The organism is Bradyrhizobium genosp. L (genome assembly GCF_015624485.1).
GTDB lineage: Bacteria > Pseudomonadota > Alphaproteobacteria > Rhizobiales > Xanthobacteraceae > Bradyrhizobium.
On the sequence record NZ_CP061378.1, the window covers coordinates 5,999,205 to 6,025,010 of the forward strand.

A 25,806-nucleotide genomic window follows, 5' to 3' on the forward strand; every position below is an offset into this window, starting at 1 on the left:
CGGATCGGCATCACGCGACGTTGATCCGATGCCGCAAGCGCGCAGTCCGCAGGGTGGGCAAAGCGGAGCGTGCCGACCCTACGATAGCTGTGCCAGCAGCTTCACGTCGCCTTGCCGCCGCCGCTCTTCTCGGCGGCGCGACGCAGCGCGTCGGCGAGCGCGCCGCCGGCCTGTTCCGGCGCCTTGCGTGGCGCTGACGACGTCATCCGGCCGGAGCCGCGGGATTCGTCGCGTGCGCCCGAAGTCTCCTTCTTCGCGCCGACCTCATCGTCGAGACGCAAAGTCAGCGCGATGCGCTTGCGCGCGACCTCGACGTCGAGCACTTTCACCTTGACGATGTCGCCGGGCTTCACCACCTCGCGCGGGTCCTTGATGAAGGTCTTCGACATCGCCGAGATGTGGACGAGGCCGTCCTGGTGCACCCCGATGTCGACAAAGGCGCCGAACGCGGCGACGTTGGTCACGGTACCTTCGAGGATCATGCCCTTCTTGAGGTCCTTGACCTCCTCGACGCCTTCCTTGAACACCGCGGCCTTGAACGCCGGACGCGGATCGCGGCCGGGCTTTTCCAGCTCGCGCAGAATGTCGGTGACGGTCGGCAGACCGAAGGTGTCGTCGACGAAGGATTGCGGCTTCAGCCCGCGCATGATGTCGGAATTGCCGATCAGCGCCTTGATGTCGCTCTTGGTCGCCTCGAGGATGCGCCGCACCACCGGATAGGCTTCCGGGTGCACGCCCGATGTGTCGAGCGGATCCTCGCCATTGGTGATGCGCAGGAAGCCGGCACACTGCTCGAATGCCTTCGGGCCGAGCCGCGGCACGTCCTTCAGCGCCTTGCGCGACTTGAACGGGCCGTTGGCGTCGCGGTGCTGCACGATGCTCTGCGCCAGCCCCTGACCGATGCCGGACACCCGCGCCAGCAGCGGCACGGAGGCGGTGTTGGCGTCGACGCCGACGCCGTTGACGCAATCCTCCACCACGGCATCGAGCGAGCGCGCGAGCTTGGCTTCGCCGAGATCGTGCTGATACTGGCCGACGCCGATCGCCTTCGGATCGATCTTGACCAGCTCGGCCAGCGGATCCTGCAAACGGCGCGCGATCGAGACCGCGCCGCGCAGGGTGACGTCGAGCTCGGGCAATTCGCTCGAGGCGAAAGCGGAAGCCGAATAGACCGAGGCGCCGGCCTCGGAGACGACGATCTTGGTCATCTTCAGGTCGGGCAGCCGCTTCACCAGCTCGGTCGCGAGCTTGTCGGTCTCGCGCGAGGCGGTGCCGTTGCCGATCGCGATCAGCTCGACCTTGTGCTCGATCGCGAGCTTGCCGAGGATCGCGAGCGCCTCGTCCCAGCGCCGCTGCGGCTCGTGCGGAAAGATCGCCGTCGTCGCCAGCACCTTGCCGGTGGCATCGACCACGGCGACCTTGACGCCGGTGCGGTAACCGGGATCGAGCCCCATCGTGGCGCGGGCACCGGCGGGTGAAGCGAGCAGCAGATCACGCAAATTCGAGGCGAACACGCGCACGGCTTCGGTCTCAGCCGCGGTCCACAGCCGCATCCGCAGATCGATGTTGAGATGGATCTGGATTTTGGTGCGCCAGGCCCAGCGCGCAGTCTCCATCAGCCATTTGTCGCCCTTGCGGCCCTGATCGGAGATCGCGAAGCGATGCATGATCTTCAGCTCGTAGCGGGTTGGCACGCCGGCCACCGGCTCCTGCGCCTCGGGCTTCAGCGCGAGATCGAGGATCTCCTCCTTCTCGCCGCGGAACAGCGCCAGGATGCGGTGCGACGGCAGCTTCGGCAGCGGCCCGCTGTAGTCGAAATAGTCCTTGAACTTCTCGCCTTCGGTCTTCTTGCCCTTGCGGACGGTCGAGGCCATCACGCCGTTCGACCACATCTCCTCGCGCAGCGCGCCGATCAGGTCGGCATCCTCGGCGAAGCGTTCGACCAGGATCGCGCGCGCGCCTTCCAGCGCGGCGGCGACGTCGGCAACTTCCTTCTCCGCGTTGACGAAAGGCGCGGCCGCTTCCTTCGGATCGTGCTCGGGCTTGGTCAGCAGCTGATCGGCGAGCGGCTCGAGCCCGGCTTCCTTGGCGATCTCCGCCTTGGTGCGGCGCTTCGGCTTGTACGGCAGATAGATGTCTTCCAGGCGGCCCTTGCTGTCGGCCGCCATGATCTGGGCTTCGAGCGCGGCATCGAGCTTGCCCTGCTCGCGGATCGAATTGAGCACCGCGGCGCGGCGCTCCTCGAGCTCGCGCAGATAGGTCAGCCGCTCTTCCAATGTGCGCAGCTGCGCGTCATCGAGCGCGCCGGTCAGTTCCTTGCGGTAGCGCGCGATGAACGGCACCGTCGCACCGCCGTCGAGCAGCGTCACCGCCGCCTCGACCTGCTCGTCGCGAACCCCAAGCTCCTGCGCAATCTGTCGATGAATCTTTGCCACGCTCGTCTCTCTGCAACCGTCGCGCCACCGGTCAGCGACGCGGACGCCGCTTATGGACCATCGGCGAATGATTCATCAAGGCGCGCTGTGGATCAAATTTGGCGCGCGCTCCCCCGCCCACGGCTTGACAAATACACCCGCGCCGCATTGCCGCCGAAAATCGCGGCCTTCGCTTCACTTGACAAATCAGCCAGCAACGTCTCGGCCGCCGCGAACCACTGGGCATAACCGCCGGCGAGATTGACCACCGGCCAGTCGCTTCCCCACAGCATGCGCTGCGGGCCGAAACAAGACAGCGCGTGATCCACCGCCTCTTTGAGGTCGGCGACCTGCCAGCCCGGCGCCGCCTCGGTCACCAGTCCCGACAGCTTGCAGACGATGTTGGCGCGCGCAGCGAGCGCAGCGATGTCGTCCTTCCAGGCCGCGATGTCGCCGGTGGAAAGATGCGGCTTGCCGAAATGGTCGAGCACGAATTGCAGATCGGGGTGGCGATCGACCACCTGCACGAGACGTGGCAAATGGCGCGGCAGCACCAGCGCGTCGAATACGAGATCATGCCGTGCCATCGCCTCACACTGCGCCGCCAGCGCAGGCCGCAGCAGCCAGTCGTCGTCGGCGATGTCCTGGACCATCGGCCGCAGGCCGACCAGCAGCTCGCGCGATGCGATCGCATCGATCCGCGTGACGGCATCGTCGGCGTCGAAATCGATCCAGCCGACCACGCCGCGGACCTGCTCGGCATGCGCGGCGATATCGAGCATGAAGGCGGTCTCCGCCTCGGTTGGCGCCGCCTGCACCAGGATCGTGCCCTCGATCCCGGCGGCGGCGAGATGCGGCGCCAGGTCGGCAAGATCGAAATCGCGATAGAGCGGCGCAAGCTGCGGCGTCAACCAGCCATAATCGGCGCGCGCAAGCCGCCACACATGATGATGCGAATCGATCCGCATCATGCCGGCACCGGCGCGGCCGCGTCGAGCAGCCGCTCGGCCTTGAGGTCGCGCCATAGCGCTGACGGTACCGGTGTCGACAGCGCGGCGACGTTGCGGTCGACCTCCTGCGGCGTCTGCGCGCCGAGCACGAGGCTCGCCACGGCCGGGTGGCCCAGCGCGAAATGCAGTGCTGCGGTCGGCAGCGCCACGCCGTGGGCGCGGCAGACACGCTCGATCGCCGCTACTTTCTGCATCACCTCAGGCGGCGCATCCTTGTAATTGTACTTGGCGCCTGCGACCGCACCGGTGGCGAGGATGCCGGAGTTGAACACGCCGCCGAGCATCATGCCGATGTTCTGCTTCTCGGCGAGCGGCAGGAATTCGGCGAGCGCCGGCTGCTCGAGGAGCGAATAGCGGCCGGCGAGCAGCATGGTGTCGAAGGTTCCGGCCTTGGCGAAACGCACGCACATATCGGCTTCGTTCACGCCGATGCCGATGCCCTTGACCACACGCTCGGCGCGCAGCCTGTCGAGCGCCACATAAGCCCCTTCCATCGCCTCGCGGAACCGGGCCTCGATCGCCTCAGTGCCATGGGTCCAGACGTCGACGTCGTGGATCAGGAGCAGATCAAGCCGGTCGGTGCCGAGCCGCAGCAGCGACTGTTCGACCGAGCGCATCGTGCCATCGTAGGAGTAGTCGACCACGGCGCGATGCGGCGCGCCGCCGACGAAATTCGAGCCGCTGCCGCGGTCGTGGAACGGATCCATCCAGCGCCCGACCTTGGTGCAGACGACGATGTCGTCGCGCGCCACCCGGCGCAGCGCCGTGCCGCTGCGATGCTCGGCGAGGCCATGGCCGTAGAGCGGCGAGGAATCCAGCAGATTGACGCCGAGCGCAAAGGCCCGCTCGGCCGCCGCGATCGCGGCCGCATCGTCGAGATGCGCAAAGAGATCGCCGAGCGGCGCGGTCCCGAAGCCGAGGATCGAGACGTCGAGCCCGGTGCGGCCGAGCTTGCGGCGCGGCAGCGCCGTGGAACCTTGATTGGAGGATTGCTGATGGGTCATGGCTGCGCCTCGTCCGCAATTGTTCTTGCTTGCGGGCAGACTAGCGCATTTTCCGCTCCAATTGGAATTGGAATGAAATCGCTCCGGCGGCGGGGAGCCCGGCCCCGTCGCCTTCAGCGCCCGATCTTGCGGAACTTGTCGGAGAGACCATCGAGATAGCCGACCCAGGTCGCGTTGATCGGCTGGTTTTCGATCAGCGCATGAAACCGGATCATGATGCAGATCAGGAACAGCGGGTGGACGAACGCCGCGCGCAATGTCAAGGTCAGCAGCAGCGCGATCGAGACGGTGACGGCGGCGCCATACTCCCGGACGGAATCCGGCAGCCACACCGTCACCAATCCGGCGGGCACCAGCAGCACCAGGCACAGCAGGATGCTCAGGATCCGCTCCGCAATCACCATCCAGATCGATGTCGTCAGGATCGGCCGCGCGTTCTGGCAGTAATAGACCAGGCCGTCCTGGATGTTCTTCCCGGGATCGCCGCCGCCGCGCGCAAGGTCGTAGGACAGCACGACCTTGTCGAGGTAGCGCGTCGCCGCGGTCAGGATCGTGTTGACCAGGCCGACGATCGTACTGACGCCCGGCGTCGGCAGCCATTCGCTGAGCGTATCCAGCGCGTTGTGGAAGGCGCGCAGCACGCCGCGAACCAGCGCGCCGAGCCCGAACAGGACGGCGACCTCGCCGAACCGTTCCATCACGATGCGGCGGCCATAGGCGAATTGCCCCTCGCTGCCATTGCCGACCTGACCGCGCGTGATCAGCTCGGTGATGACGGCGACATGGCCGCAAGCGATCATGTGCAGCACGTAGCGCAGCATCGCGCCCCAGATCCAACCTGCGATGAGAAGGGTGACAAGGAACCAGCCATAGCCGAACACGGCGGCGACGTGGGTGCCGAGCCAGACCGCCCCGCCGATCGCGACCACGGCCCAGACCACGCAGGCCGCGGCGAAGGCGAGCAGCACGCCCCATCGCGCCAGCGCGTAAGGCAGGGTTTCGAGCAGCAGCTTCAGCGCCGTCGCCAATCCGTGATCGTGGACCAGCAGCGGATAGGAATGGGAGGCGCCTTGAGACGCACCTTGGGATTGCCACGCGGCCGAACCATCGCCGCTGCGCCCTCCGCCATTGGCCAGACTCATCTGAGACACTTGCTTTCTCTTCTCTTGCTGTGAGCGATTGCCCGTTCGGCTATTGCGGAATCAGCTCGACGCGGCGGTTCTTGGCGCGGCCGTCGTCGGTGGCGTTGCTGGCGATCGGCGCGAGCAGGCCGGCGCCGTAGCCCTTCAGCCGCGCAGGGGTGATCCCGTAGGTCGAGACGAGATCGGCAACCACGGCCTCGGCGCGAGCCTGAGACAGTTGCATGTTGAAGTCGAAGCCGCCGACATTGTCGGTGTGGCCGACGAGATAGACCTTTCGCGCCGGGTCCTTCTTCAGGAATGCCGCGATCTCGTCGAGTGCCGGCCGCGAATCCGGCTTCAGCTGCGACTTGTTGAAGTCGAACAGGATGCCCGAAAGGATCACCTGTCCCGACGTGTCCAGCTTCTTGGCGATCTCGGAGGCCGAGACCGGGACCATGCCGTTCTTCATCTCTCCGACCTGGACGGCGTCGAGCCGGACCACGACCTGGCCCTTCTCGACCTTGATCTCGGGGTTGTAGCCGTCCTCGTATTCGACGATGTAGAGCGCGATGTAGGTCTTGGCGGCCCCCTCCTCCTTCACCGCGGCGAGGTAGCGCGACTGGTCCGCGCTGTAGCCGACGATCTGGCCGCCGGGACCCATGCTCTCGAAGAAGCTGCCTTGCGCACCGCCGAATGCGGGACCCTTCGCCTCATAGAGCACGCGATAGCCGGCGGTCGGCAGATAATCCTTGTAGCTGCGGAACACCTCGGCCGACGACGCGCCCTTCGGCACCGTGTAGAGCAGCTGCGTCAGCCGCCCCTCGAGATCCTGCCTGGCCTCGATCTCGGCCTCGTTGGTATTGGAATTGAAGCCGGTGATCTTGCCGGTCGGCAGGGTGTATTCGGCAAAATTCCGGGCATCGCACAGTGCGATCGAGGAGTTCTGGAAGCGCATCATGCCATCGAAGTCGCGGCAGCCGGTCTTGTCCGCCGCAAATGCATGCTGCGCGGTGAAGAGGAGCGCGACCGCGCCGACGAGGTGAGCCGAGAGCAAGGTGAATGTCAGGCGACGGGAGATCATCGAATTTTCCGGTTGATTGGTGGCAATCGTTGAATGAGCGGTCGTTTGCATCGGGCAAGTCAGGCGGTACGGCACACTGCAACGCGCACGACAAGGCGCATCGCAGGTCTCACAGCGCCAACACCCGGGGCTGGCAGAGGGTCTGTACCGTTGGCGCTGTGAGCCGGCGCAGCCGGGCAGAGGCAGTCGCCGCATCGGTCAAGGGGAGGAGCACCGATGCGGCGGCGTGCGGTCATTGCCCGGCTGGCAGTTCGGCGTAGTTGCCGTCCTTGTCGCGGCGGTAGACGACGTAGTCGATCAGGGTGATGTCGCCCTTCGGCGTGTAGCTGATGCTGCCGAGCACGGTGTCCCAGTGGCCTGCCTTGATGGTCGCCGCGATCTTCCTGGCGTCGGTGGTCTTGGCGCGCGCGACGGCCTGGCTCCAGATCTGGAACGCGGCGTAGCTGTAGAGCGTGTAGCCGTCCGGATCGATGCCCTTGTCCTTGAACTTCTTCAGGGTCGCGGCCGCGGTCACCTTCTTGCGCGGATCGGGCGCAAAGGTGAACAGCGAACCTTCAGCGAGCGGACCGGCGATCGCCGCGAACTGCTTGTCGACCAGCGCGTCGCCGCCCATCAGCACGGCATTGACGCCCTGCTCGCGCATCTGGCGCAGGATCAGCGCCGCCTCGGCGTAATAGCCGCCGACATAGACGAGATCGATCTGTTCCTTCTTGAAGCGGGACACCAGCGCGGCGAAGTCCTTGTCGCCCTTGGTGTAGGCCTCGTAGAGCTTCTCCTTCACGCCGGCGGCGTTGATCGCGTTTTTGGTCTCGTCGGCAAGGCCTTTGCCGTAGGTGGTCTTGTCGTGAATGACCGCGACGTTCCTGGTCTTGTAGTTCTTGATGATGTAGGCGGCTGCGACCATGCCCTGCTGGTCGTCGCGGCCGCAGACACGGAACGTGTTCCACAGGCCGCGCTCGGTGAATTGCGGGTTGGTCGAGCCGGGCGTGATCTGCAGCACGTTGCCCTCGGCATAGGCGTCGGATGCGGGGATCGATGTCGACGAGCAGAAGTGGCCGTCGACGAACGGGATCTTCATGCCTGCCATCTTCTCGGCAACCGACACCGCCTGCTTCGGATCGCAGGCATCGTCGCCGATCTCGAGCTTCAGCTTCCTGCCGAGCAGGCCGCCGGCCGCATTGATCTCGTCGACGGCAAGCTCGGCGCCGTTCTTGAACTGCTGGCCGAAGCTCGCCTCGGAGCCGGTCATCGGGCCGACCACGGCTACGCTGATATCCTGCGCCATGGCAGCGCCCGACAGCGCCAGGCTGGCACCAAACGCAAGAAAGTATCCTCGGAACGGAAACGTCATCATATTCTCCTGGATGGTCTCAAGTCGCCTCAATGCATCGCAGTCGAATCGCATCGAGTGCGACGATCACCGGGGCTGCCTTTTAGGCGCATGGGGGCTGACAGGCTCGGACTGAGGCGACGCGGGATTGGACATATGCGACATCGCGCAACATTGTGAAGACACGCTGCCGTGCATTGGGCCGAGGGCGGACGCGAATCGTCGATGCATTCGAAATCGACGTCGCGTCAGCTTCTGTTACAGGGCGTTGGTGTAGACGACAGCGTCGTACCGCTATGGCCGCGTCAGCGGCTCGGACGCCTCCGGCTTGACGCCGGCTCCGATCGGCGCCGCCGGCGCGACGACGCCCTTCAGCTCGATCTCGTAGTAGCCGCCGACCTTGATCGCGCCCCATTGCGTCGAGACCGCCAGATTGATCCGCTGCTGCGTCGGCAGATCCGCGTCAGTGTGGCTGCGGCCAAAGCCGCCGCCTTTGGACAACACTTCGAGATGGGACAGACGGACGCCGTCGCTGTTCCAGAAATCGAAGTTGAGATGCTGCGGCAGCGGATTGCCGAACACGCCCATCTCCTTGAAAGCGAGCTCGACATCGACATGGCCCGGCCCGGCGATGAAGGTGTAGTAGTGGCCCTTGACGTCATTAGTGATGTTGGCGCGGTTGACGCCGAGACCGAGCACCGTCGGTTGATGCGGATCGGTCGACTGCGCCGCTGCCCGGACCGCAAAGCCGGCGATGCACGACAACAGCGCCGCTGCGCACAACCATCGCATCACGGTGGGCTTTCGTTGCTTCATCATCATCCCGTCGGTCTCAGCTCTTGATCGGAACGAAGATCACGATCTTCAGGTCGCGCGACGGCGTGAAATTCGAATGCCGAACCTCGAAGCGCGTCGGCCCGGTCTTCTTGACGCCGTCGGCGCAGAAGCTGACGAGATTGGACGGCTCGCCCTTGTCGATGGTCAGATGGAAATCGCCGATCGGCGCCGCCCAATTGGCGCCGGTCGAAAGCACATAGGCAATCGAGCGTTCGCTGAACGGCGGATAGTCGAGGCGCTTCGCCGCACGCGCCCGTTCGATGGTACGGATCATGTCGTCATCGATGCAATAGGACGCGAGAAAGCCTTTCGCTTCAGGATTGCTGCGCCAATTGTCGGCGCCGATGATGGTCTGCACCGAGCCGCCGACGCTCGGACGATAGGTCTGCTCGAACGTCGTCTCCCGTCCCGCGGGGAAGCTCTGCATCCAGGTATAGGCCGAACGTAGCGTCCAGGTCGGCACCAGATGGTCTTCCATCGGCCCACCGGAGCCATAGGTCTGAATCGCGCCAACGCCGAGCTTGACGAGCTCCGGCCAGTTCGACTTCGGCAATTTGTCCAGACGCTCGCCGGCCGGCCCCCTGATCGGCATCAGCGGGATTCCGAGCGTGCGCAACAGCGGGGTCTGATCGACGCCTTTCGCCAGCGCCGTCTGCTCGAGCCGTGGCGCGACCGGCCTGCCGTCGACACTGACGCGGAAGTCGAAGATGTTCTCGGAATTGTCGGTCGGAATCCCGATGTTCTCGTCGTCTTCCGTTCCGACGATGTCGGGCATCGGGAACGCGATCATGATCGTCTTGTCGGCCGCCGAAGCGTTGATGAATTTGTAGACGATCCGGATCTCGCGCTCCGAAATGAACAGATCCTCGGAGCGCATCACGATGTCGGGGTCGTGCTTGAAGCGAAGGCCGCCGGTCTCGAGTGTCGCGGAGGTGTCGTTCGCCCGCGCGCACCAGGGCAGCAAGGCGGCGAACAGGACCAGAAAGCTGCGTGCAACCAAATGAGGCATTGTCGTTCCTTTTCTTGTTCGGACGAAATCGGCGGTCAGACGGCACGATCCTTGGCCACGGAACGGCAGACCGATGCCGCTCCGGATCGAACGACACGATCATCGGAGGCGCCTTTTAGAGATGTCGTGGAACGCCGGCTCGGCGTGATGCGACAGGAATTAGGACAAATGCGACAGCCGTCCGCGATTTGGGCGCGGAGGCGAGCATGCCCTGTCGGAGACAGCGCGGGGGATCACCACGACGTGCCGTCGAGAGCAGCGACCTGCTAGCGGGCGCTCCGCGGCACGATGCGGATTTCGGATGGCGTCGCGCCGTAGTGCCGGCGGAAGGTGCGGTTGAAATAGGACAGGTCGCCGAAGCCCGACTCGAACGCAATGGTGCCGATGGTGGTGTCGATCCGGCGCGGGTCGGTCAGCAGGCGATGCGCGCGCGCCAGGCGCTGGCCGAGCACGAACTCGGAGAATGTCGAGCCCGCGCCTTCGAACAGCCGCTGGATATGACGCGGCGTCAGTTTCAGCCGTGACGCGACGGCGGGCAAGGACAGGTCGCCATAGCTGAGATTCTCGGCGATGTCGGCCTTGACCGCGGTGAGCCGCGCCGCCGCCAGGCCGCGTTCCTCCACGACCTCCGCCCCGTCGCGGTTGGCGCCGATGATCAGGGCACCGAGGTCGGTGAGATGCTTGACGACGGCTTCGGCCAGATCGGGCGTCGAAAGCTGGTAGCCGTCGTCGAGCTCCCGGGCGTAGAGCGCAAGCAGCCGCATCGCCTCGGTGTTGGCCGGCAGCGGCCGCATCAGCATGTCCTCGGGATCGCGCACCAGCGGTGCCAGCGCCTTGCGCGGCAGGCGGAGGCCGAAGAAGCGGCTCGGCGCGGCCGGAACGATCATGTTGCCGGCCTCCGCGCTCGACTGCAGCACGGCTTCACCCGGGCCGAGCTCGATGTCCCGACCGCGCTGCGAGGCGCGCGTGTTGCCGCTGGTGATGATGGTCAGCACCAGATCGTCGGTGCCGTCGAGCAGCTCGCGCGGCCGCGCGATCTTGAGGTTGCTGCACGCCCACGATCCCATGCCGAGCCCGGCCAGCTCGCGGACATTCGCTTCGGCGTGGAATCCGCCGTCGCCCAGTGGTTCGGTATCGAGCTTCACGATCATCCGCCCGATCTGCTCGCGGAAAATCGGCAGCCGGTCGCGCGCGCCGAAATGCGCGGTCGAGAAGCGAAATTCGGTGATATCCCGCGACGGCTCGGTCATCGGTTCCTCATGGCCCGGGGACGTCGCTGGTCATATGAGGCTGATTTGTGGCAGTGCGGCAGGACATGGCAAGGATAGGTGTCGGGAACCCGACCGCCGGTTCAAACCATTGGAATATCGAATGAAATATTAGCTTCGCTTATGCGGCATGCGCGAGCCGGACAGCTCGGGCCAGCGCAGCATGGCGCGGTGATCCGCCCATTGGATGCGCTATACATTGATGGGTCAGGAAGGGGTTCGACCATGGACAGCCAGGGCGCGGGCGGCAAGCCGCCGGTCAAATCGCAGGACGATCTTCGCGCTCATTTCGGGCAGCTGAGCCCGCTTGCCGAGAAGAAGGTGCTCGACCATCTCGACAAGTTCTGTCGCGACTTCATCGCGCTGTCGCCGTTCCTCGTCATCGCCTCCAGCGACGGCAAGGGCCACGCCGATGCCAGCCCGCGCGGCGATGCGCCGGGCTTCGTCGCCGTGATCGACGACAAGACGCTTCTCATCCCGGACCGCCGCGGCAACAACCGCGTCGACACCTTCGGCAATATCATCGCCTCGCCCGGCATCGGCCTGATCTTCTTCGTGCCCGGCATCAACGAGACGCTGCGCGTCAATGGTCACGCCGAGATCTCACAGGAGCCCGGTTTGCTGACGCCGCTGACCGTGCAGAACGTCACGCCGAACATCGGCCTGAAAGTGCATGTCGACGAGAGCTATTTCCATTGCGGCAAGGCGCTGATGCGCTCGAAACTGTGGAATCCCGCCACCCAGGTCGAGCGCCACAGTTTTCCGACGCTCGGCCGGATCATCGCCGAGCAGACTGCCGCGGTCGAGGTCGAGGTTGCCGAGAAGACGATGGAAGAGGCCTATCGCACGCGGCTGTATTGAAGCTCATTGCGAGGCCGGTGGCGCGACCCAGACGTCGCTCTGTTGAATCCTCCGGATCAAGGCCTGCGGATCGAGCTTGCGCAAGCCTGCCTGGATCGCGAACGATTGCGCCGGCTGCGGCTCGTCGCGAATGTGGTCGGCCGAGATCACCACGCCATCCGCGGTCTCGATCTGCACGGGAAATCTGCGATCGCGGTCGACCCAGCCGACAAATCCGAGGCCGGCCGGCGCCTCGACCCGATAGACGTCTGCCTTGCGCCCTGCGACCAGTTCCTCACCGCTGCGTTCGCACCGCCATGCGTTGCGATCAAGCGGCGCGGCGAGTTCGGCCATGGCCTGCCATTGGCGGCAGGGATCGTCGGGATCGACCGCAACCAACATCCGGGTCAGCGGACTCGACTGCTTCGCATCCATGAAGATGCGCGCGTCCGGTCGGACGAAATACGCCGCGGGTCCGGCCGCATCGACCAGGAAAAAACCATCCGGAAACGCCGTCGTCTCGATCCGGGCCTTCGGACCGGAGACCCGCAAGGTTCCGATCGACCTCACGGTGGCGCCATTCCGCGCGACGAGATCGGCGGAAAACTGCTGTGCATCGGCCGGCAAGGCAAGCAGAACGCCAGCGAGCAAGCAGGTCAGGGCGATCCAACGCCCCAAAGACATCTTCTCTTTGCACTTCATCTCATGCCCTTACGCAGTCGGCCAAAAACGGCGGCGCCGACCGAACTATCGGTTCGATCGGCGCCGGTCTCGGATGGATTACGTCCGGAGTAAGATCACTCCGTATAGGACAGCGTCACCGCCGGCTTGGAGAAGTCGAACGCGTCGAACATGTCCGACAGCGCCGGGCTGTTGGTCGGGACATACTCGTTGTTCTTCGAGTAGGTCGGATTCGGCAGGTTGTCGCGGCTGCGGTTGGTGAGCGGCTGGAGAGCCCAGTTGCGCTCGATGAACTTCAGCAGCGAAACGTGGTCGCCGTAGTTGTGGTAGACCTTGCCGCCCGTCGAATAGGGCGACAGGATCAGGATCGGCATGCGCGGTCCGTCGCCGAAGAAGTCGATCGACTGGATGTAGCCGGAGTCCCAGTAGCCGCCGGCCTCGTCCCAGGTGATGAACACCGCGGTCTCGGCCTTCAGCTCCGGATTGTTGTCCAGCGCGTTGAGCACGTTCAGGGCATAGGCCTCGAACAGATCGACCTTCGAGCTCTGCGGGTGACCGTCGAGCAGACCGTCCGGCTTGCCGAACGACACCGCGGGCAGCGTGTTGTTCTGGATCGCCGTGATCAGATCGGCAGTGTCCTTGACATGGGCCTGACGCACGGCCGGGCTGGCCATGATCGAGGTCGCATACTGGAACGGATTGCAGATCTGACAGTAGGCAACGCCGAGCGCGTGGGCCGGATCGGCCACGGCTGCGGCATTGAGGTCGGGGTTCGCCGGATTGGCGGCGACCGCGGCGTTCGACAGCGCCACGGCGTCGTTATAGGCACCACCATAGTAGGTCCAGGTGATGTTCTTCTCGATCAGCGCATCGCCGATGGTGCGAACCGGCGACGGCGGAAGGTTGCTACCGCCCGACAGCGCACCGTTCGGCAGATAGCCGGGGTTGGTGTTGTTGAGCATATAGAAGTGGTTGGGCTTGCAGTTCGGCTCAGCCGCGTACGGCAGGTTGTTGAGATAGGTGACGATCGGCTTCACGCCGGGCTGGAACACGTCCGAGCAATTGCTGAAATTGCCGTCGACCATGTATTTGTTAACCGAGCCCGCGACCGGGTTCGGATTGGCGATCAGGCTGGTCGGCGGGGTGACCGGGTTGCCCTTGCCGTCGCTCCAGAACGCCGCATCGCCGGTGCCGAGCATGAAGTGGTTGGCGCCGGTGCCGCCGTGGAACGACTGGTGGAAGTTGTCGCCGAGGGTGAAGCGGTCAGCCAGCATCTTCAGCACCGGAGCCTGACCCTGCTGGGCGTTATAGAAGCCCATCGAGTTGGCCATGCTCTTGTTGGACGACGAATAGGTCGCCATCACGAACGGGAACAGGTCGGCCAGGCAGCCCGAATTGTTCTTCTTGGTGGCGCTGGCGGCGCTGCAATCTTCCTGCTGCCAGTCCTGATAGAAGCGGTGCGTGGTGTCGCCGGTGTAGTCGTCGTCGCTAATCTGCTCGCCCTGCAGCGGGAACGGTCCGGTCAGCGTGCCGGCGCCGGGAACGCGGGTATCGAGCGCGCCGGTCGGCAGGCCGCTGAAGCCGGTGGTGAGGATATCGAGATCGGCCGGATCCATGTCCTTCTCGACGCTCGCTTCGGCGATCGTCTTGAACGGAGCGCCGGTGTCGCTCTGCGCGGTCGGCGTGCCGTTGGTGTTGGGCTGCGGCATCATATTGGTCGCGCTATAGGGCGACTTCGAGATCTGCGGCGCGCCGATGTAGAACGAGGTCTGGCCGGCGACCGAGAACTGCTGGGCCTGCGCGAAGTTCGGGCCCGGCGTGCCGTCCTCGTTGACGATGCCCTTCGACAGCAGGTTCGAGATCGTCTGGCCCTTGCCCTTGGGCTTGTAGACGCCGAACGTGTGATCGAGGCCGCGATTTTCGCCGATCAGGATGATGACATGCTTGATCGGCGACGCGGTCTTCACCTTGTCGCCATGATCTTTGCCTTGGTCCTTGCCATGATCACCGTCGTGGCGCGCACGATCGCCCTCTTCATGCGCCTTGTTGTTGTGATGCGAACGCTTGTCCCAATCGCTGTGGCCGCCCGGATAGTGAGCGGCATAAGCGGCTGTTGCGACGAGCACCGATGATGCGACGCAGATCGCGGTGCTGGTTCGCCAGTGCTTGTTGTAATTGAAAGTCATTGTCGACCTCGGGTGTTTGCAGTGAGCAACACGCCTTGAGTAATGCGACAACATGACGCGGACTTTTCGCTGCCGTGAAAGCGGCGAATAAATTTCGAAACGTTCAAGATTTTCTGTGGAGACATCCGCAGCATTCAGCTGCATCTGTGCGATTCACATTTACTACTTTTACTAGAAATGATTCTGGAACAACTTGTGCAACAGATCAGCGCGATTGAACTTCAATACAGCTCGATCAATGCGATACGTGCTTCGACTGCATGACCTGACGAAGCGCAGCATAGTGCTGGTCATGCACGTCCTGATTGAACAGCGACCACGGCTCGGCACTGGCCAGCAGCGCAGGCACGGCAGCCGCCATCAGGTTGCGATAATTCCTGAACTCGGTCGCGGCATCGCCGTTGCGCCCCGTTGCGACAGCCATATCGATTCGCCGCAGCGTCAGCACGAGTTCCTTGAGACTGTTGCGTGCAAGCACGCGTTGCTGCTCGCCGCCTGATACTGCAGTGTTCTTGCGATCCGGATATTGCTCGGTCAGCTCACGCAGCTCGCGGCCGATCGTATCGACTGCGAGCGTGACCGTGTCCTTGTCGCCGGCGGGAATCGCGGTCGCGAGCACCGAGGAGAAGTCGTTGATCTCCTTCAGCGTCGCGCCGGCACCATCGCGCTCGTAGGGCTGCGCCCCGTCGCCGACGGCGGTGAGATAGGCGACGAGATCGCCTTTGTCCTGCGCCGAGAGGCCAAGCTGGAAGGTGCGGTCGAAATAGTCGACCACCTGATTGAAATCGTCGAAGCGGCCGTCGTGGAAATACGGCGCATTGAAGTCGGCGTTGCGCAAGGTCGGCGTCTTGAACAGGCCGCCGGAACCTACGTCGTGCTGCTGATGATCGACGAAGCCGGACGACGGAACATGGCAGCCGGCGCAGCTCATGGCGGGATCGTGCGGGAACGCTCTTGCAAACAGCGATTCGCCGCGGCGCTCGGACTCGCTGATCTTGCCGACCAGCCGCCCGCCCGGCCCAAGGCTCTGATTCGGCAGGAAGTCGATGTCCTGGATATAGGCCACCATCGCATCGAGCGTCGCCGGCTGCGGCTCGGGTCCGGCGAACTCGTTGGTGATGACATTGTGGACGAAGTCGCGCAGCGAGGCGAAACGGCCATCGGCACCGTAGGGTGCGAGATAGCGCGCGCCGCGCAGGCTCGGGATCCGCACCGGATCGAGCACCAGATTGTTGGCCTTCGGATTGAACAGCGGACCGGTGGTGTCGAACGTGCCCGGCTTGCCCGACATCTTCGGCATGAAGAATTTGGCGTTGTTGACGCCATTGACGTGACAGGTGCCGCAGCTCACGCCGGCCTGCCGCGCGACTTCGCCGAGGATGGTCGGTGAGTTGAAGGCGAGATCGCCGAGATTGACGAGATAGGATTTCGCGCCGGCGGCCTCCGAGCGGAACACTTCGCGCGGCTTGTCGAGCGCGTCCTCGTTCAATTCGGTGGTCGCGGGCAGCACGGTCTTGTTGCCGTCGACGGGAAAGGCCACCGCGCGCCCGAGCAGCGCAACAGCCACCACACCGCCGATCGACGCGGCCAGCCACAATCGGGATGAATTCATCGGACCTGGGCCTCGAGCGTCGGCCGCTGCAGCCCGAGCTTGGCGGACGCTCCCTGCAACGCCACCACCAGCTCCTCGCTGGTGCGGCGCAGATCGGCGATATCGACATGCGGAAGATCTGACGTGGCGACGATCGCCTCGAGTTGCGCGATCCGGCTGCTCACCATCTCGTCGAGCTTGCCGTCCACCGGCTTGAGCGCGGCCGAGAAGATCGTGTGATAGGCGAAATCGATGCCGGCGATATTGTTGCGCATGTCGTCGAGCGAGGTGCCGCTGATCCGCGATTCACCGCCATCGGCCTTGCTCTCACCGACTTCGTAGGCGAGCCGCACCGTGCCATCGAGCAGGCCTTGCGGCGCGAGCTTGATGTCCTTGAGCTTGTCGTGGAGATCGTCGAGATGCGCGACCAGCGCCGCCGCGTCAGCGTTGACGTCGGTCGAGCCCGCGCCGAACAATTTCGCTTCGATCGCGTGGAACCCGCTGTCCGCGTTCGGCCAGGCGTCGATCTGCGCGTCGAGCTCGGGGACGAATCCCGCGGTAAACACTTCGGAGCGCTCCCAGCCGGCGCGCGCCGACAGCCAGGCCTTCTTTGCACCGGGCAGATCGGCAGCAGTAGCACGCCCCTGCAATGCACGCGCGCCGGCCAGTGCGCTGGCGACGCCTTCGATCAGATAGGGCCGATAGCGTTCGGCGCCCTCTTCGAGCACGCCGGCGTTAGCGGCGCGTGCATTGGCCAACGCCGCCAGCAAAGCCAGGCACGTCGCCATCAGCATCTTGTGCATTGTCAGTCCACTCATCGGCCACGAAGGGCTCGTGGCAAGCAGCGAGCCGAACTATTGTCGGCATCCTATGCCGTTTTGTGACAGACACACTTCACGTCGTATCTTTTCCGCTTCGACATATTGTTTTGATGCTTCGACAAATCGTCGTGCTGCAAGCGCGCTTCATCGATGCAACCGCGCGTTTCAAGACTGATCTGTTCAACGCGCAAAAGCTTGTTGCAACGAGGTGAGCTTGCTCGCACCGCTTGTCCCGTCACCATGCATATCGATCACGAAGCGTATTGTTGATCTAGTGTCGCACCAGGAACGGCCTTAGCTCAGCGTTCACCGGGAGCAGACGGCTCTCGCCGCTGGCTTCGCTTCCCGGCTGCGGCAGCGTCAGCAGTGCCCGCTGTTCGTCCTTCTCCATCGTGACTTCGCGTCCGTTGATGATGCGCAGCCGCCAGCCCTGGAAATCGTCGCCGATCTTCAAGCGCAGCGCGGCCTTGTTCGATTGATCGAGAAAAATCCCAAAACTGTCGGCGCCGCTGGCGATGGTGCCGACGAGCGACAGCGGCGGCGGCTCGATCTCCACCTTGCGCGGCGGCGGCGCCTTCGCAGCGACCGGTTCCGCGACGACGGCAGGGGGCGGCCGCCGCGACGGCGAGAACACCGGCCGGTCGCGCGTGTTGGACAGCGTCTTGACCGGGATTCCCCACAGCGGATTGTCGCTGAGCGGGCGGGCTGCCGGTGCCGGCGCCGGCGCCACGCGGACCGACGTCACGGGCTGTTCGGCTGATGGCGGCGACGTCAGCGCGCGTCCGCCGAGCCTGGTGTCGTCGAGCAGTCCCGCATCGAGGGCATCGCCGGCATCCGACACCGCGCCCGCGGCCGGATGCAGCAACAGCGCCGACAGCGCGAGGATCGCCGCAAGCCATCGCATCATTTCGCGCCTCGCCATTGTCCGGAGACACCGAGCAACACGCGCAGCTTGGCCGGATCGGCGCCCTTGGCCGCGTCATCGGTGGTCGGCTGCACCACCAGCTGGTCGATGAACAGGAACGGCATGCCGGCCTCGAGATCGTAGAGCACCTGCTGCAACTGCGCCTGCTCGATCTCGCAGTTTGCCACCATGCTGATGAAGCCGGCCTTGGCCGGAACGTTGGGAACATCGAGCTGCGTCGACAGCACGTTGCCGCCGAACTTCGTCACCGCGGCCGAGACGCGTTGCAGCAGCGTGGCGCCGGCAACGGTGACGGTCGCGCCCTCGAGATAGGCCGAGCCCGCCGGCATGCCGGCTGTGCCCGGCGCGGTGTTGGCCCTGGAGCGGCCCTCCAGTTGCGCCAGCAGCGCCGCGGTCGCCGCCATCTCGCCGCGACGGCCGACGAGATCGAGCAGCGACGACACCACCACGAACAGCAGCACGGCCGCGAGGCCGAGATAGCTCGCCGTCGCCACCATGGGCGAAGTGCCGATTGACGTCAGCGACCGGAACGATGTGCTCATGAGCCTGACCCGAAATAAGCGGTGACGTTGGCTTCGACGTGGAAACTCTCCGCGGATTCGTTCGCGGCGTGGGTCGTCGGCGCGAAGAAGGTCGCGCGGGTGAATTGCGGCGACTGCTCCAGCAGCCGGATCAGCGCGGGCGCGTCCTGCGTCATGCCGATCACCTGCATCTTGCTGCCCTCGATGCGCAGCTCCGTCACGTAGGTGGTGTCCGGCAGCACGCGCGAGAGCGCTTCCAGCACCATGACGCTCGATGGCGTCGATTGCTTGCGCTTGGCCAAAAGCGCGATCCCGGACGAGGCGCCGTCCGCACCGATGCGCAACGCGGCGCGGCGCTGCGCGATCTGGCGTTGCAGATCCGCCTGCTCCGATTGCAGCCAGCCGCCGAGATAGATGTCGAGCAGCAGGCAGGTTGCGGCTGCGGCCGCCACCGAAGCGAGCCCGATGCGCAGCAGGCGCGGCACCTGCGGCCCGGCCAGGCCGCGGAGCTGCTTGTCGACCAGCGTCACCTGCAACGGCGCGCCGTCGCCGCCGACCGAAGGCGCCGAGACCGCAACGGCGGCGGCGCCGAGCGTCCTCGCCAGCCGCAGCAACGGATCGACCTTGGTGGCGGCGGTGGCGCTGAACGCGACCTCGATGCGATCGCCCGAGATCGGCTGCGGCGCGCCCCAGCCGAACACCGCCTCGGTCGCGCTCCATGGCGTCAGGCGGTCGACCTGCGCGCGGATCATGCCGTCGAGGAAATCGCCGGCCTGGCTTGGGAAATCGAGCACCCGGCTGACGATATGATCGGACCGCAATCCGATCTCGATGCGGCTGCCGTCGAACGCGGCCTTCCAATCCGCAGGCAAAGGCGGCTGCGGCGCGTCGCGATCAAGCCGGAACGCGCGCGGGGCGAGCCCTTCGAGGCTCGCCGTGAACGCGCCATCGACGTCTTCCTCGAGCCTGATGACGCGCCGGCGCGTGAAGCGGCCGGCGGCACCGTCGATTGCGATCGCAACGGCGCCGATCCACCGCTCGAACCATTGCTGCGCCTCGGCGATCAGCGTCATCGTCTGCCCCCACGCAGCGAAACCGTTTGCTGCAACTCGACGTCGTCCTGCCAGGACAGCACGCGATACGGCTCGGTCTTGTCACCCATCGCGATCACGGCCTCCGAGGTGGTGCGGCGGCCGTTGCGGAAGCGGATCGTGACCGCAACCCGGTAGCACGGGCTTTGCGCCGGCGCCGCCGCGCTTTGCGGGGTCGACGGCTGCGAGCCAAAGCTGCTCTGGACGTTGATGGGATCGCCGAACCCGCCGCGCTGGTCCGGCGGGGTCTGGCCGGTGGCGAGGCGAACCTCGGGCGCGGCGATCGCCGGATCGACATCCGGCGAGCCGTTGAACACCGTGACGAAGGGCAGCGCGCGATCGACCAGTTGCGCCGGCACGCCCGCGACCAGCGCCAATTCGTTGACATGGGTGAACAGCGCCTGCCGCGGCGCATAGCCGAGCGCGTTGTAACGCGCCGCCTCGGCATTCTCGCTGCCCGCCGTCGGCCGGGTGCGCCAGCCGACGATACGGTCGGCATATTCGGTCGCCGCGTCCTTGCGCGCGCCGAGCACGGCGAACAGGCCGGACAGCGTCGTCTTCGACGCGTAGTTCAGATCGATGCGTGCGGCTTCCGAAGTGAAGACCACGGCGATATCGGCCTCATCCAGCCGGAAATGGAACGCGCCATGCGACGGCCGCGTCTTGTCGTCCGACAGCGCCAGCTGAAAGGCGGCGAGCTCCAGCCCAGCCGACACCAGCGCTTCGGTCTGCAGCGCCATGTCGTTGGTCGCGAGCGCCCGGGCCGACGCGGAGAGATAGGCCGAGAAGATCAGCACCAGCGACGACAGCGCGAGCAGGATCCAGAGCACGGCGACGATGACGAAGCCGCGGCTCGCCGAACGCTCCCGCAGTTTGCGGCGAAGATCCATCACGTCTTCCCCGCATCATTCGGCGCGTTATCCGGATTGGTCTTGTCGGCATCGCCCTTGTCGGTGCAATTGCCGTCCGGCTTGGTGCAGTCGCTCGGAATCTGGACATGGACCGGCGCGATGGTCGAAACCGACAGGATGCGCTCGCTGGCGGCGTCGCGCACCGTCAGGCGGATCATCGCCGGCAGCCGGTCGGCCTGCTTCCACACCCGCTTCCAGATCCGGTCGGGACCAGCATAGGCAAAGGACAGCCGGTAGGGCGCACGCAGCAGCACCACCGGTCCGCCGAGATGCACCTGTTCGGACAGCGATACGCCATCGGCCAGCGGGGTGAAGCGCGCCTGCGAGCGCACGGTGACGAACTCGCCGTGATCCCTGGTCTCGCCGAGGTGGACGATGTCGAGCCCCGGCCCGGCATTCGGCCCGACCGCCGTCCGCACGAACGTAACAGACAATTCCGATCCATCGAACAGCGGCCGCTTGGTGTCGCGGTTGGCGGGAATGAACTCTGCCGCGGCGAGATCGGCGCCGATCCGCTCCAGCGCAATCCCGATCAGCTCGCTGCGCTGGATCCGGTCGAGGCCGCGGTTCCAGCTCGGCAGCCATTGCGCGGTGATGGTGGCGAGCGCCGTCAGCAGCATCCCCATCAACGCCAGCGCGAGGATGGTCTCGATCAGCGTGAAGCCGCGCTCATGCGCGCGGGATCTTTTGCGCGCCGGCGTCATTCCGATGGTCTCGGCATCAGCCGCACCGTGCGGATATCGGACAGCGATCCGCCGGGCAATTTGACGCGAATCCGCACCAGCTCCGGCGTCCACGGAACATTGGCGTCGGACACCGTCCATCCACCTCCCAGCGGACTGACATCGATGACCCAGCGATAGCCATCCGCCTGCCCGCTCGACGTGCCCGGCTGCAGCGCATCGCGCGGCGGAATGCCGACCGTCATCAAGGTGCGCGTCGCCTGCATCAGCGCGACATGCTGCTCCAGCGACCGCACGCCGCGCGTCTTGACGCCCATCACGCTGCCGATCGCGATGACCGAGACGGCGACCAGCGCCAGCGCCACCAGCACCTCGAGCAGTGTAAATCCCGCATCCTTGCGGTCAGTTGGCGACGTCGCGAGCGACAATCTCGATCCTTCCGGTGAGCCAGTTGACGCGGACTTCGTACCCCGCATCGAGCCGCGTCAGCGCGATGGCACCGCCGCAGGATGCGCCATTGGCGAAGAAGCGGATGGTCGACAGCGCGGCCTGCCGCCGGCAGGTCTGCGGCAGGATGGCATCGAATCGCACATCGTCGGGGATTCGCAGCATCATTTGCGACGAGCCGGAATGGATCACCCGGCTCGACGCATCAACCAGTGTCGCGACGCTGGTCGAGCGGTCGATCGCCGCATTGCGATCGGCCTTCAGCAGGGTCGCGGCCTGCAGCGCATAGGCCTGCAGCCGCGACCGCGAGGTCTGGTGCGGAATGAACGGCAGCAGCACGGCCGCCAGCAGCGCGATGATGGCGAGGACGCACACCATCTCGAGCAGGGTGAAGCCGCGCTGCGTGGCCTCATTCATCCCGGTCAATCGCTCCCGGTGTTGGCGGCCGTGGCCTTCTCGAGCGAAATGTCGGCCGAGGTGCCGCTGCCGCCTTCCTGGCCATCCGAGCCGTAGGAGACGATGTCATAGGGTCCATGCTCGCCGGGCGAGCGATAGATATAAGGATGGCTCCAGGGATCGTTGGGAACGGTGCCGCCCTTCAGATACGGGCCGTTCCAGGCGGCAACGCCGGGCGTGCGCTGGACCAGCGCGGCAAGTCCTTCCGCCGTCGACGGGAAGCGGCCGGCGTCGAGATAATACAGATCAAGCGCGCTGGAGAAGCTCTGCAGCTGGATGCGCGCGGTCTTGACCTTGGACTCGCTGAGATAATTCAGCACGCGGGGCCCGATCAGCCCCATGATCAGGCCGATGATCGCGATCACCACCAGCATCTCGACCAGCGTGAAGCCGGCTTCACCGGACCTGCCTCGCTTATGCACGGCGAATACTTTAGCGATGACGTTGCGCGTTCTCATGAGCGATATCCCCTGCTAATTGACCAGCTGCGTGACCGACAGCAGCGCCGTCATGACCGACACGATCAGCCCGCCGACGACGGTCGAGATCGTGATGATCGCCAGCGGCCCGACGATGGCGACGACCCGATCCAGGCTGCGCTGCAGTTTTGCTTCGTAGAATTCGGCGACCCGCCCGGCGAGCGCGGGCAGCTGTCCGGTCTCCTCGCCCAGCCGCAACATCCGCACCGCCATCGGCGGCAGGCTGTCCGCGACCGCGAGCGCCTCCGACAATTTGCCGCCGTGGCGGACGCGATCGGCGGCCGCCGCCCAGTTCGCCTCGCTCCCGGTCACCGACATGATGTCGACGAGGATGCGCAGCGCCGCGGTGAGATTGACGCCGCTGCCGAGCAGGACACCGAGATTGCGGCAGAACAGACTGGCGCGATAGAACTGGAAGCCGTTGCGGATGCCGGGAATCTTCGAGATCCCATTGACCAATGCCGCGCGCACGGCGGCCTGCCGCAGCAGCCACCACACGAGCGCAATCGTGCCGGCCGCGGTCAGGCTCGCCGCCGTGGCATTGGCGCGCAGGAAATCCGAGACCGCGATGAAGTTCGCCAGCGCGGTGTCCGACTTGCCGCCGAAATCGCCGAGCACGGTGGAGAATTGCGGCAGCACGAACAGCAGGAAGAACAGCATCACGCCGCAGGCGGCGACCAGCACGAATGCCGGATACTGCATCGCATCGGTCAGCTTGCGGCGCATCGCCTCGGAACGCGCCCGTTCGGTGCCGAGCATTTCGAGCACCGAATCCAGCGTGCCGGAGATCTCACCGACCCGCACCAGCGCGACATACATCGGCGGGAACAGCGCCGGATGATCGGCCACCGCATCGGCAAAGCTCTCGCCGGTGAGCAAGGCCGCGCGGATCTTGGCGACGACGGGGCGCATCCGCCCGACATCGGCATCATTGGACAGCAATTCCAGCGCATCATCGAGCCGCGCGCCGGCCTTAAGCAGCAGCGCAAGGTCGCGCGTGAAAATGGTGACCTCGGCCGCGCTCGGCCCGTTGAGGAAGCTGAAGCCGCCGGCGCCGCTGCCGGCGGCGCGCTTGTCCTCGACGGTCTCGATCGGCAGCAGTTTCAAATATTCGATCCGGCGCGCGACCTCGGCCGCGGTCGGCGCGGAGATCGTGCCGTTGACGACCTCGCCGGTCTGGGTCAGGGCGCGGTAGCGAAAATTCGGCACCGCCTCACCTCAGGGTCGTGACGCGGAGAATTTCGGCGGGCGACGTCAGGCCGGCGCGGCATTTGGCAATGCCGTCGTCGAGCATCGTGGTCATGCCCGCGCGGATCGCCATGGCGTCGATCTTCAAACCATCGGTGCGCTCGCCGATCAATTCGCGCAGCTCGTCGGACAGTTCGAGCAGCTCGAACACGCCGAGCCGGCCGCGATAGCCGGTTCCGCCGCAGCGTTCGCAGCCGCACGGCTCGTGCACGCTCTCGCCGGCACGGAAGCCGAGCGAGCCGAGCCGCGGATCATCAGTGAAATCGGCCGCCACCAGCGGCCGTGCGGTCTTGCAGCGCTCGCAAAGCTGGCGAACCAGGCGCTGCGCGATCACGCCGCGCAGCACCGAGCGCAGCAGGTAGCCCTCGACGCCGAGGTCGAGCATGCGCGGCACCGCGGCCGCCGCGGTTTCGGTGTGCAGCGTCGTCAGCACCAGATGGCCGGTCAGCGCCGCATGCACCGCGACATGCGCGGTCTCGGTGTCACGGATTTCACCGACCATGATTACATCGGGGTCCTGGCGCACGAAGGAGCGCAGCGCGGTCGCGAAGGTCAGGCCGATCGCCGGCTTGATCTGGGACTGGTTGACGCCCGGGATCTCGTATTCGACGGGATCCTCGACGGTCAGGATCTTGCGGGTCGGCTCGTTGAGGATCGAGAGGATGGTCGCAAGCGTCGTGGTCTTGCCGCTGCCGGTCGGCCCGGTGATCACGATCATGCCGTGCGGCAGCTTGAGCAGCCGCCGCAGCCTGGTTTCGTCCGATGTCGCGAAGCCGAGCTTGTCCACAACCAGGAGGCCGCGGTCCTTGGGCAGGATACGGATGACGCAGGCCTCGCCGTGCTGGGTCGGCATGATCGCGACGCGGATATCGATATCGGCGCGCCCGGCGCGCAGCCGCGCCGCGCCGTCCTGCGGCAGCCGGCGTTCGGCGATGTTGAGATTGGCGATGATCTTGATGCGGGAGACCACCGCCTGCGGCAGCACACCCGACAGCGCGGAGACCGGCCGCAGCAAGCCGTCGATCCGCAGCCGCACCGTCAGCCCGGAGCTGAAGGGCTCGATGTGGATGTCACTGGCGCGAAGCTCGACCGCCTTTTCAAGCAGGTCGTTGACGGCGCGGACCACCGGCGCGCCGCTCGCGAGATCGCGCAGGCTTTCGATGTCGTCCTCGCGCGGCAGTGCTGCCGCCGGTTCGGCTGCGTGGCTCTCGGTGGCATGAAAGCTCTGGTTCAGCGCGACCGCGACGTCTTCCGACGACGCAACTTTGATGGTGATGCCGTCGCCGAGCACGATCTGCGCCGCGCGCTGGGTGGCCTGATCGGTCGGGTCGACGATCGCGAGAACGTTCGATCCATCCGCCGCCGTGCAGGGATAGACCATGGTTTCGCGCAGGAAGCGCGGCGAGAACGAGGCGATCAGCGGCTGAGCCGCGATCATGTCCTGCAGCGTGATCCGCTCGAGCGCGAAGAAACGGGCGGCCTCGTCGGCAAACTCCGACGGCGAGAGGCTCGTGATCTCCCAAAGCTTCTGCTGGCGATAGTCGGCACCGCGTCCGGCCTGGTCGGGCGCCCCGTCGATCGGCGCGACGTGCTTGTTCTGACGGAGGTAGTCCACGAACTGCACGGACAGATCGTTGGCCATTCTTGTTGTCCCGTCATACTTGTTTGGCGATCGGCTCACGCCGCGTTTGCGGATCGGCTCGCACCGCGACATCGGCCTGCGCTCAGCCTCGGCTGTTATCGATCCGAAGTATGACAGCTGTGCGAAGTCGGGATTCCCTCGCGCTTCAAGAAACTTTGAGACGAGGTCGCGTGTATCGCAACGATTTCGCTTCACAGTTGCGAAGATGCG

The 25,806-nt window shown here is 65.4% G+C and carries 24 protein-coding genes; 1 reads left to right on the top strand and 23 read right to left on the bottom strand.

Features of this window, described 5'->3' with window-relative positions; translation table 11 throughout:
- Positions 1 to 101 precede the first annotated feature (101 nt).
- The 9 genes from IC762_RS28520 to IC762_RS28560 all read right to left on the bottom strand — a co-directional run bounded on the left by IC762_RS28520 (position 102) and on the right by IC762_RS28560 (position 11,056).
- Positions 102 to 2,435 carry a Tex family protein gene (locus IC762_RS28520; protein ID WP_195785493.1) on the bottom strand — a complete coding sequence of 778 codons (2,334 nt, stop codon included), beginning with the start codon at positions 2,433 to 2,435 and terminating at the stop codon, positions 102 to 104.
- 92 nt (positions 2,436 to 2,527) lie between these two features.
- Entirely contained in the window at positions 2,528 to 3,385 is an 858-nt protein-coding gene (locus IC762_RS28525) for an amidohydrolase family protein (RefSeq protein ID WP_195785494.1), read from the bottom strand.
- Complete coding sequence (locus IC762_RS28530) at positions 3,382 to 4,428, bottom strand: aldo/keto reductase (protein WP_195785495.1); 1,047 nt, start codon at positions 4,426 to 4,428, stop codon at positions 3,382 to 3,384. The genes IC762_RS28525 and IC762_RS28530 overlap by 4 nt, the downstream gene beginning before the upstream one ends.
- A 113-nt stretch (positions 4,429 to 4,541) precedes the next feature.
- Positions 4,542 to 5,579, bottom strand: coding sequence for a hypothetical protein (locus IC762_RS28535; protein ID WP_195785496.1), 1,038 nt, complete (start codon positions 5,577 to 5,579; stop codon positions 4,542 to 4,544).
- A 40-nt stretch (positions 5,580 to 5,619) separates the two neighbouring features.
- Positions 5,620 to 6,630 carry an OmpA family protein gene (locus IC762_RS28540; RefSeq protein ID WP_195785497.1) on the bottom strand — a complete coding sequence of 337 codons (1,011 nt, stop codon included), beginning with the start codon at positions 6,628 to 6,630 and terminating at the stop codon, positions 5,620 to 5,622.
- Positions 6,631 to 6,862: 232 nt separating this feature from the next.
- On the bottom strand, positions 6,863 to 7,981 hold the full coding sequence (locus IC762_RS28545) for a branched-chain amino acid ABC transporter substrate-binding protein (protein WP_195785498.1): 1,119 nt from the start codon (positions 7,979 to 7,981) through the stop codon (positions 6,863 to 6,865).
- Positions 7,982 to 8,254: 273 nt separating this feature from the next.
- Positions 8,255 to 8,776: a hypothetical protein gene (locus IC762_RS28550; protein ID WP_195785499.1), complete on the bottom strand. Its 522-nt coding sequence runs from the start codon at positions 8,774 to 8,776 to the stop codon at positions 8,255 to 8,257.
- Positions 8,777 to 8,792: 16 nt separating this feature from the next.
- On the bottom strand, positions 8,793 to 9,806 hold the full coding sequence (locus IC762_RS28555; protein ID WP_195785500.1) for a DUF4424 domain-containing protein: 1,014 nt from the start codon (positions 9,804 to 9,806) through the stop codon (positions 8,793 to 8,795).
- 266 nt (positions 9,807 to 10,072) lie between these two features.
- Positions 10,073 to 11,056 (bottom strand): AraC family transcriptional regulator, encoded by a 984-nt coding sequence (locus IC762_RS28560; RefSeq protein ID WP_195785501.1) that lies wholly within the window; start codon positions 11,054 to 11,056, stop codon positions 10,073 to 10,075.
- Between the two features lie 243 nt (positions 11,057 to 11,299).
- On the opposite strand from IC762_RS28560, the gene IC762_RS28565 reads away from it, so the two are divergent.
- Positions 11,300 to 11,935 (top strand): pyridoxamine 5'-phosphate oxidase family protein, encoded by a 636-nt coding sequence (locus IC762_RS28565; protein WP_195785502.1) that lies wholly within the window; start codon positions 11,300 to 11,302, stop codon positions 11,933 to 11,935.
- Between the two features lie 3 nt (positions 11,936 to 11,938).
- Here IC762_RS28565 and IC762_RS28570 read toward each other — a convergent pair whose 3' ends face one another.
- The 14 genes from IC762_RS28570 to IC762_RS28635 all read right to left on the bottom strand — a co-directional run bounded on the left by IC762_RS28570 (position 11,939) and on the right by IC762_RS28635 (position 25,596).
- Positions 11,939 to 12,598 carry a hypothetical protein gene (locus IC762_RS28570; RefSeq protein WP_210338394.1) on the bottom strand — a complete coding sequence of 220 codons (660 nt, stop codon included), beginning with the start codon at positions 12,596 to 12,598 and terminating at the stop codon, positions 11,939 to 11,941.
- Between the two features lie 113 nt (positions 12,599 to 12,711).
- On the bottom strand, positions 12,712 to 14,781 hold the full coding sequence (locus tag IC762_RS28575; RefSeq protein ID WP_195785504.1) for an alkaline phosphatase family protein: 2,070 nt from the start codon (positions 14,779 to 14,781) through the stop codon (positions 12,712 to 12,714).
- Between the two features lie 235 nt (positions 14,782 to 15,016).
- Complete coding sequence (locus IC762_RS28580) at positions 15,017 to 16,393, bottom strand: cytochrome c peroxidase (RefSeq protein WP_195785505.1); 1,377 nt, start codon at positions 16,391 to 16,393, stop codon at positions 15,017 to 15,019.
- Positions 16,390 to 17,190 carry an EfeM/EfeO family lipoprotein gene (locus tag IC762_RS28585; RefSeq protein WP_246801277.1) on the bottom strand — a complete coding sequence of 267 codons (801 nt, stop codon included), beginning with the start codon at positions 17,188 to 17,190 and terminating at the stop codon, positions 16,390 to 16,392. The genes IC762_RS28580 and IC762_RS28585 overlap by 4 nt, the downstream gene beginning before the upstream one ends.
- A gap of 274 nt (positions 17,191 to 17,464) precedes the next feature.
- Positions 17,465 to 18,100, bottom strand: coding sequence for a hypothetical protein (locus IC762_RS28590; RefSeq protein ID WP_195785506.1), 636 nt, complete (start codon positions 18,098 to 18,100; stop codon positions 17,465 to 17,467).
- Positions 18,097 to 18,660 (bottom strand): type II secretion system protein GspM, encoded by a 564-nt coding sequence (gene gspM / locus IC762_RS28595; RefSeq protein ID WP_246801278.1) that lies wholly within the window; start codon positions 18,658 to 18,660, stop codon positions 18,097 to 18,099. Before gspM ends, IC762_RS28590 begins: the two co-directional genes overlap by 4 nt.
- Positions 18,657 to 19,712, bottom strand: a complete 1,056-nt coding sequence (locus tag IC762_RS28600; protein ID WP_195785507.1) for a PilN domain-containing protein — start codon at positions 19,710 to 19,712, stop codon at positions 18,657 to 18,659. The genes gspM and IC762_RS28600 overlap by 4 nt, the downstream gene beginning before the upstream one ends.
- Complete coding sequence (locus tag IC762_RS28605) at positions 19,709 to 20,620, bottom strand: general secretion pathway protein GspK (protein ID WP_195785508.1); 912 nt, start codon at positions 20,618 to 20,620, stop codon at positions 19,709 to 19,711. Before IC762_RS28605 ends, IC762_RS28600 begins: the two co-directional genes overlap by 4 nt.
- Positions 20,620 to 21,345: a PulJ/GspJ family protein gene (locus tag IC762_RS28610; RefSeq protein WP_195785509.1), complete on the bottom strand. Its 726-nt coding sequence runs from the start codon at positions 21,343 to 21,345 to the stop codon at positions 20,620 to 20,622. The genes IC762_RS28605 and IC762_RS28610 overlap by 1 nt, the downstream gene beginning before the upstream one ends.
- Positions 21,342 to 21,752 (bottom strand): prepilin-type N-terminal cleavage/methylation domain-containing protein, encoded by a 411-nt coding sequence (locus IC762_RS28615; protein ID WP_246801279.1) that lies wholly within the window; start codon positions 21,750 to 21,752, stop codon positions 21,342 to 21,344. Before IC762_RS28615 ends, IC762_RS28610 begins: the two co-directional genes overlap by 4 nt.
- Positions 21,727 to 22,188, bottom strand: coding sequence for a prepilin-type N-terminal cleavage/methylation domain-containing protein (locus IC762_RS28620; RefSeq protein WP_195785511.1), 462 nt, complete (start codon positions 22,186 to 22,188; stop codon positions 21,727 to 21,729). Before IC762_RS28620 ends, IC762_RS28615 begins: the two co-directional genes overlap by 26 nt.
- Positions 22,189 to 22,193: 5 nt before the next feature.
- On the bottom strand, positions 22,194 to 22,685 hold the full coding sequence (gene gspG, locus IC762_RS28625) for a type II secretion system major pseudopilin GspG (RefSeq protein WP_195785512.1): 492 nt from the start codon (positions 22,683 to 22,685) through the stop codon (positions 22,194 to 22,196).
- A 15-nt stretch (positions 22,686 to 22,700) separates the two neighbouring features.
- A complete protein-coding gene (locus tag IC762_RS28630; RefSeq protein ID WP_195785513.1) occupies positions 22,701 to 23,915 on the bottom strand; it encodes a type II secretion system F family protein in 1,215 nt (404 codons plus the stop codon).
- 4 nt (positions 23,916 to 23,919) lie between these two features.
- Positions 23,920 to 25,596: a GspE/PulE family protein gene (locus IC762_RS28635; RefSeq protein WP_195785514.1), complete on the bottom strand. Its 1,677-nt coding sequence runs from the start codon at positions 25,594 to 25,596 to the stop codon at positions 23,920 to 23,922.
- Positions 25,597 to 25,806: the final 210 nt, after the last annotated feature.

Coding starts and splice junctions, on each gene's coding strand:
- IC762_RS28525 (WP_195785494.1), bottom strand. CDS start 3,385: ATGATGCGGATCGATTCGCATCATCATGTGTGGCGGCTTGCGCGCGCC.
- IC762_RS28530 (WP_195785495.1), bottom strand. CDS start 4,428: ATGACCCATCAGCAATCCTCCAATCAAGGTTCCACGGCGCTGCCGCGC.
- IC762_RS28540 (WP_195785497.1), bottom strand. CDS start 6,630: ATGATCTCCCGTCGCCTGACATTCACCTTGCTCTCGGCTCACCTCGTC.
- IC762_RS28545 (WP_195785498.1), bottom strand. CDS start 7,981: ATGACGTTTCCGTTCCGAGGATACTTTCTTGCGTTTGGTGCCAGCCTG.
- IC762_RS28550 (WP_195785499.1), bottom strand. CDS start 8,776: ATGAAGCAACGAAAGCCCACCGTGATGCGATGGTTGTGCGCAGCGGCG.
- IC762_RS28555 (WP_195785500.1), bottom strand. CDS start 9,806: ATGCCTCATTTGGTTGCACGCAGCTTTCTGGTCCTGTTCGCCGCCTTG.
- IC762_RS28560 (WP_195785501.1), bottom strand. CDS start 11,056: ATGACCGAGCCGTCGCGGGATATCACCGAATTTCGCTTCTCGACCGCG.
- IC762_RS28565 (WP_195785502.1), top strand. CDS start 11,300: ATGGACAGCCAGGGCGCGGGCGGCAAGCCGCCGGTCAAATCGCAGGAC.
- IC762_RS28570 (WP_210338394.1), bottom strand. CDS start 12,598: ATGTCTTTGGGGCGTTGGATCGCCCTGACCTGCTTGCTCGCTGGCGTT.
- IC762_RS28575 (WP_195785504.1), bottom strand. CDS start 14,781: ATGACTTTCAATTACAACAAGCACTGGCGAACCAGCACCGCGATCTGC.
- IC762_RS28580 (WP_195785505.1), bottom strand. CDS start 16,393: ATGAATTCATCCCGATTGTGGCTGGCCGCGTCGATCGGCGGTGTGGTG.
- IC762_RS28585 (WP_246801277.1), bottom strand. CDS start 17,190: ATGAGTGGACTGACAATGCACAAGATGCTGATGGCGACGTGCCTGGCT.
- IC762_RS28590 (WP_195785506.1), bottom strand. CDS start 18,100: ATGATGCGATGGCTTGCGGCGATCCTCGCGCTGTCGGCGCTGTTGCTG.
- gspM (WP_246801278.1), bottom strand. CDS start 18,660: ATGAGCACATCGTTCCGGTCGCTGACGTCAATCGGCACTTCGCCCATG.
- IC762_RS28600 (WP_195785507.1), bottom strand. CDS start 19,712: ATGACGCTGATCGCCGAGGCGCAGCAATGGTTCGAGCGGTGGATCGGC.
- IC762_RS28605 (WP_195785508.1), bottom strand. CDS start 20,620: ATGGATCTTCGCCGCAAACTGCGGGAGCGTTCGGCGAGCCGCGGCTTC.
- IC762_RS28610 (WP_195785509.1), bottom strand. CDS start 21,345: ATGACGCCGGCGCGCAAAAGATCCCGCGCGCATGAGCGCGGCTTCACG.
- IC762_RS28620 (WP_195785511.1), bottom strand. CDS start 22,188: ATGAATGAGGCCACGCAGCGCGGCTTCACCCTGCTCGAGATGGTGTGC.
- gspG (WP_195785512.1), bottom strand. CDS start 22,685: ATGAGAACGCGCAACGTCATCGCTAAAGTATTCGCCGTGCATAAGCGA.
- IC762_RS28635 (WP_195785514.1), bottom strand. CDS start 25,596: ATGGCCAACGATCTGTCCGTGCAGTTCGTGGACTACCTCCGTCAGAAC.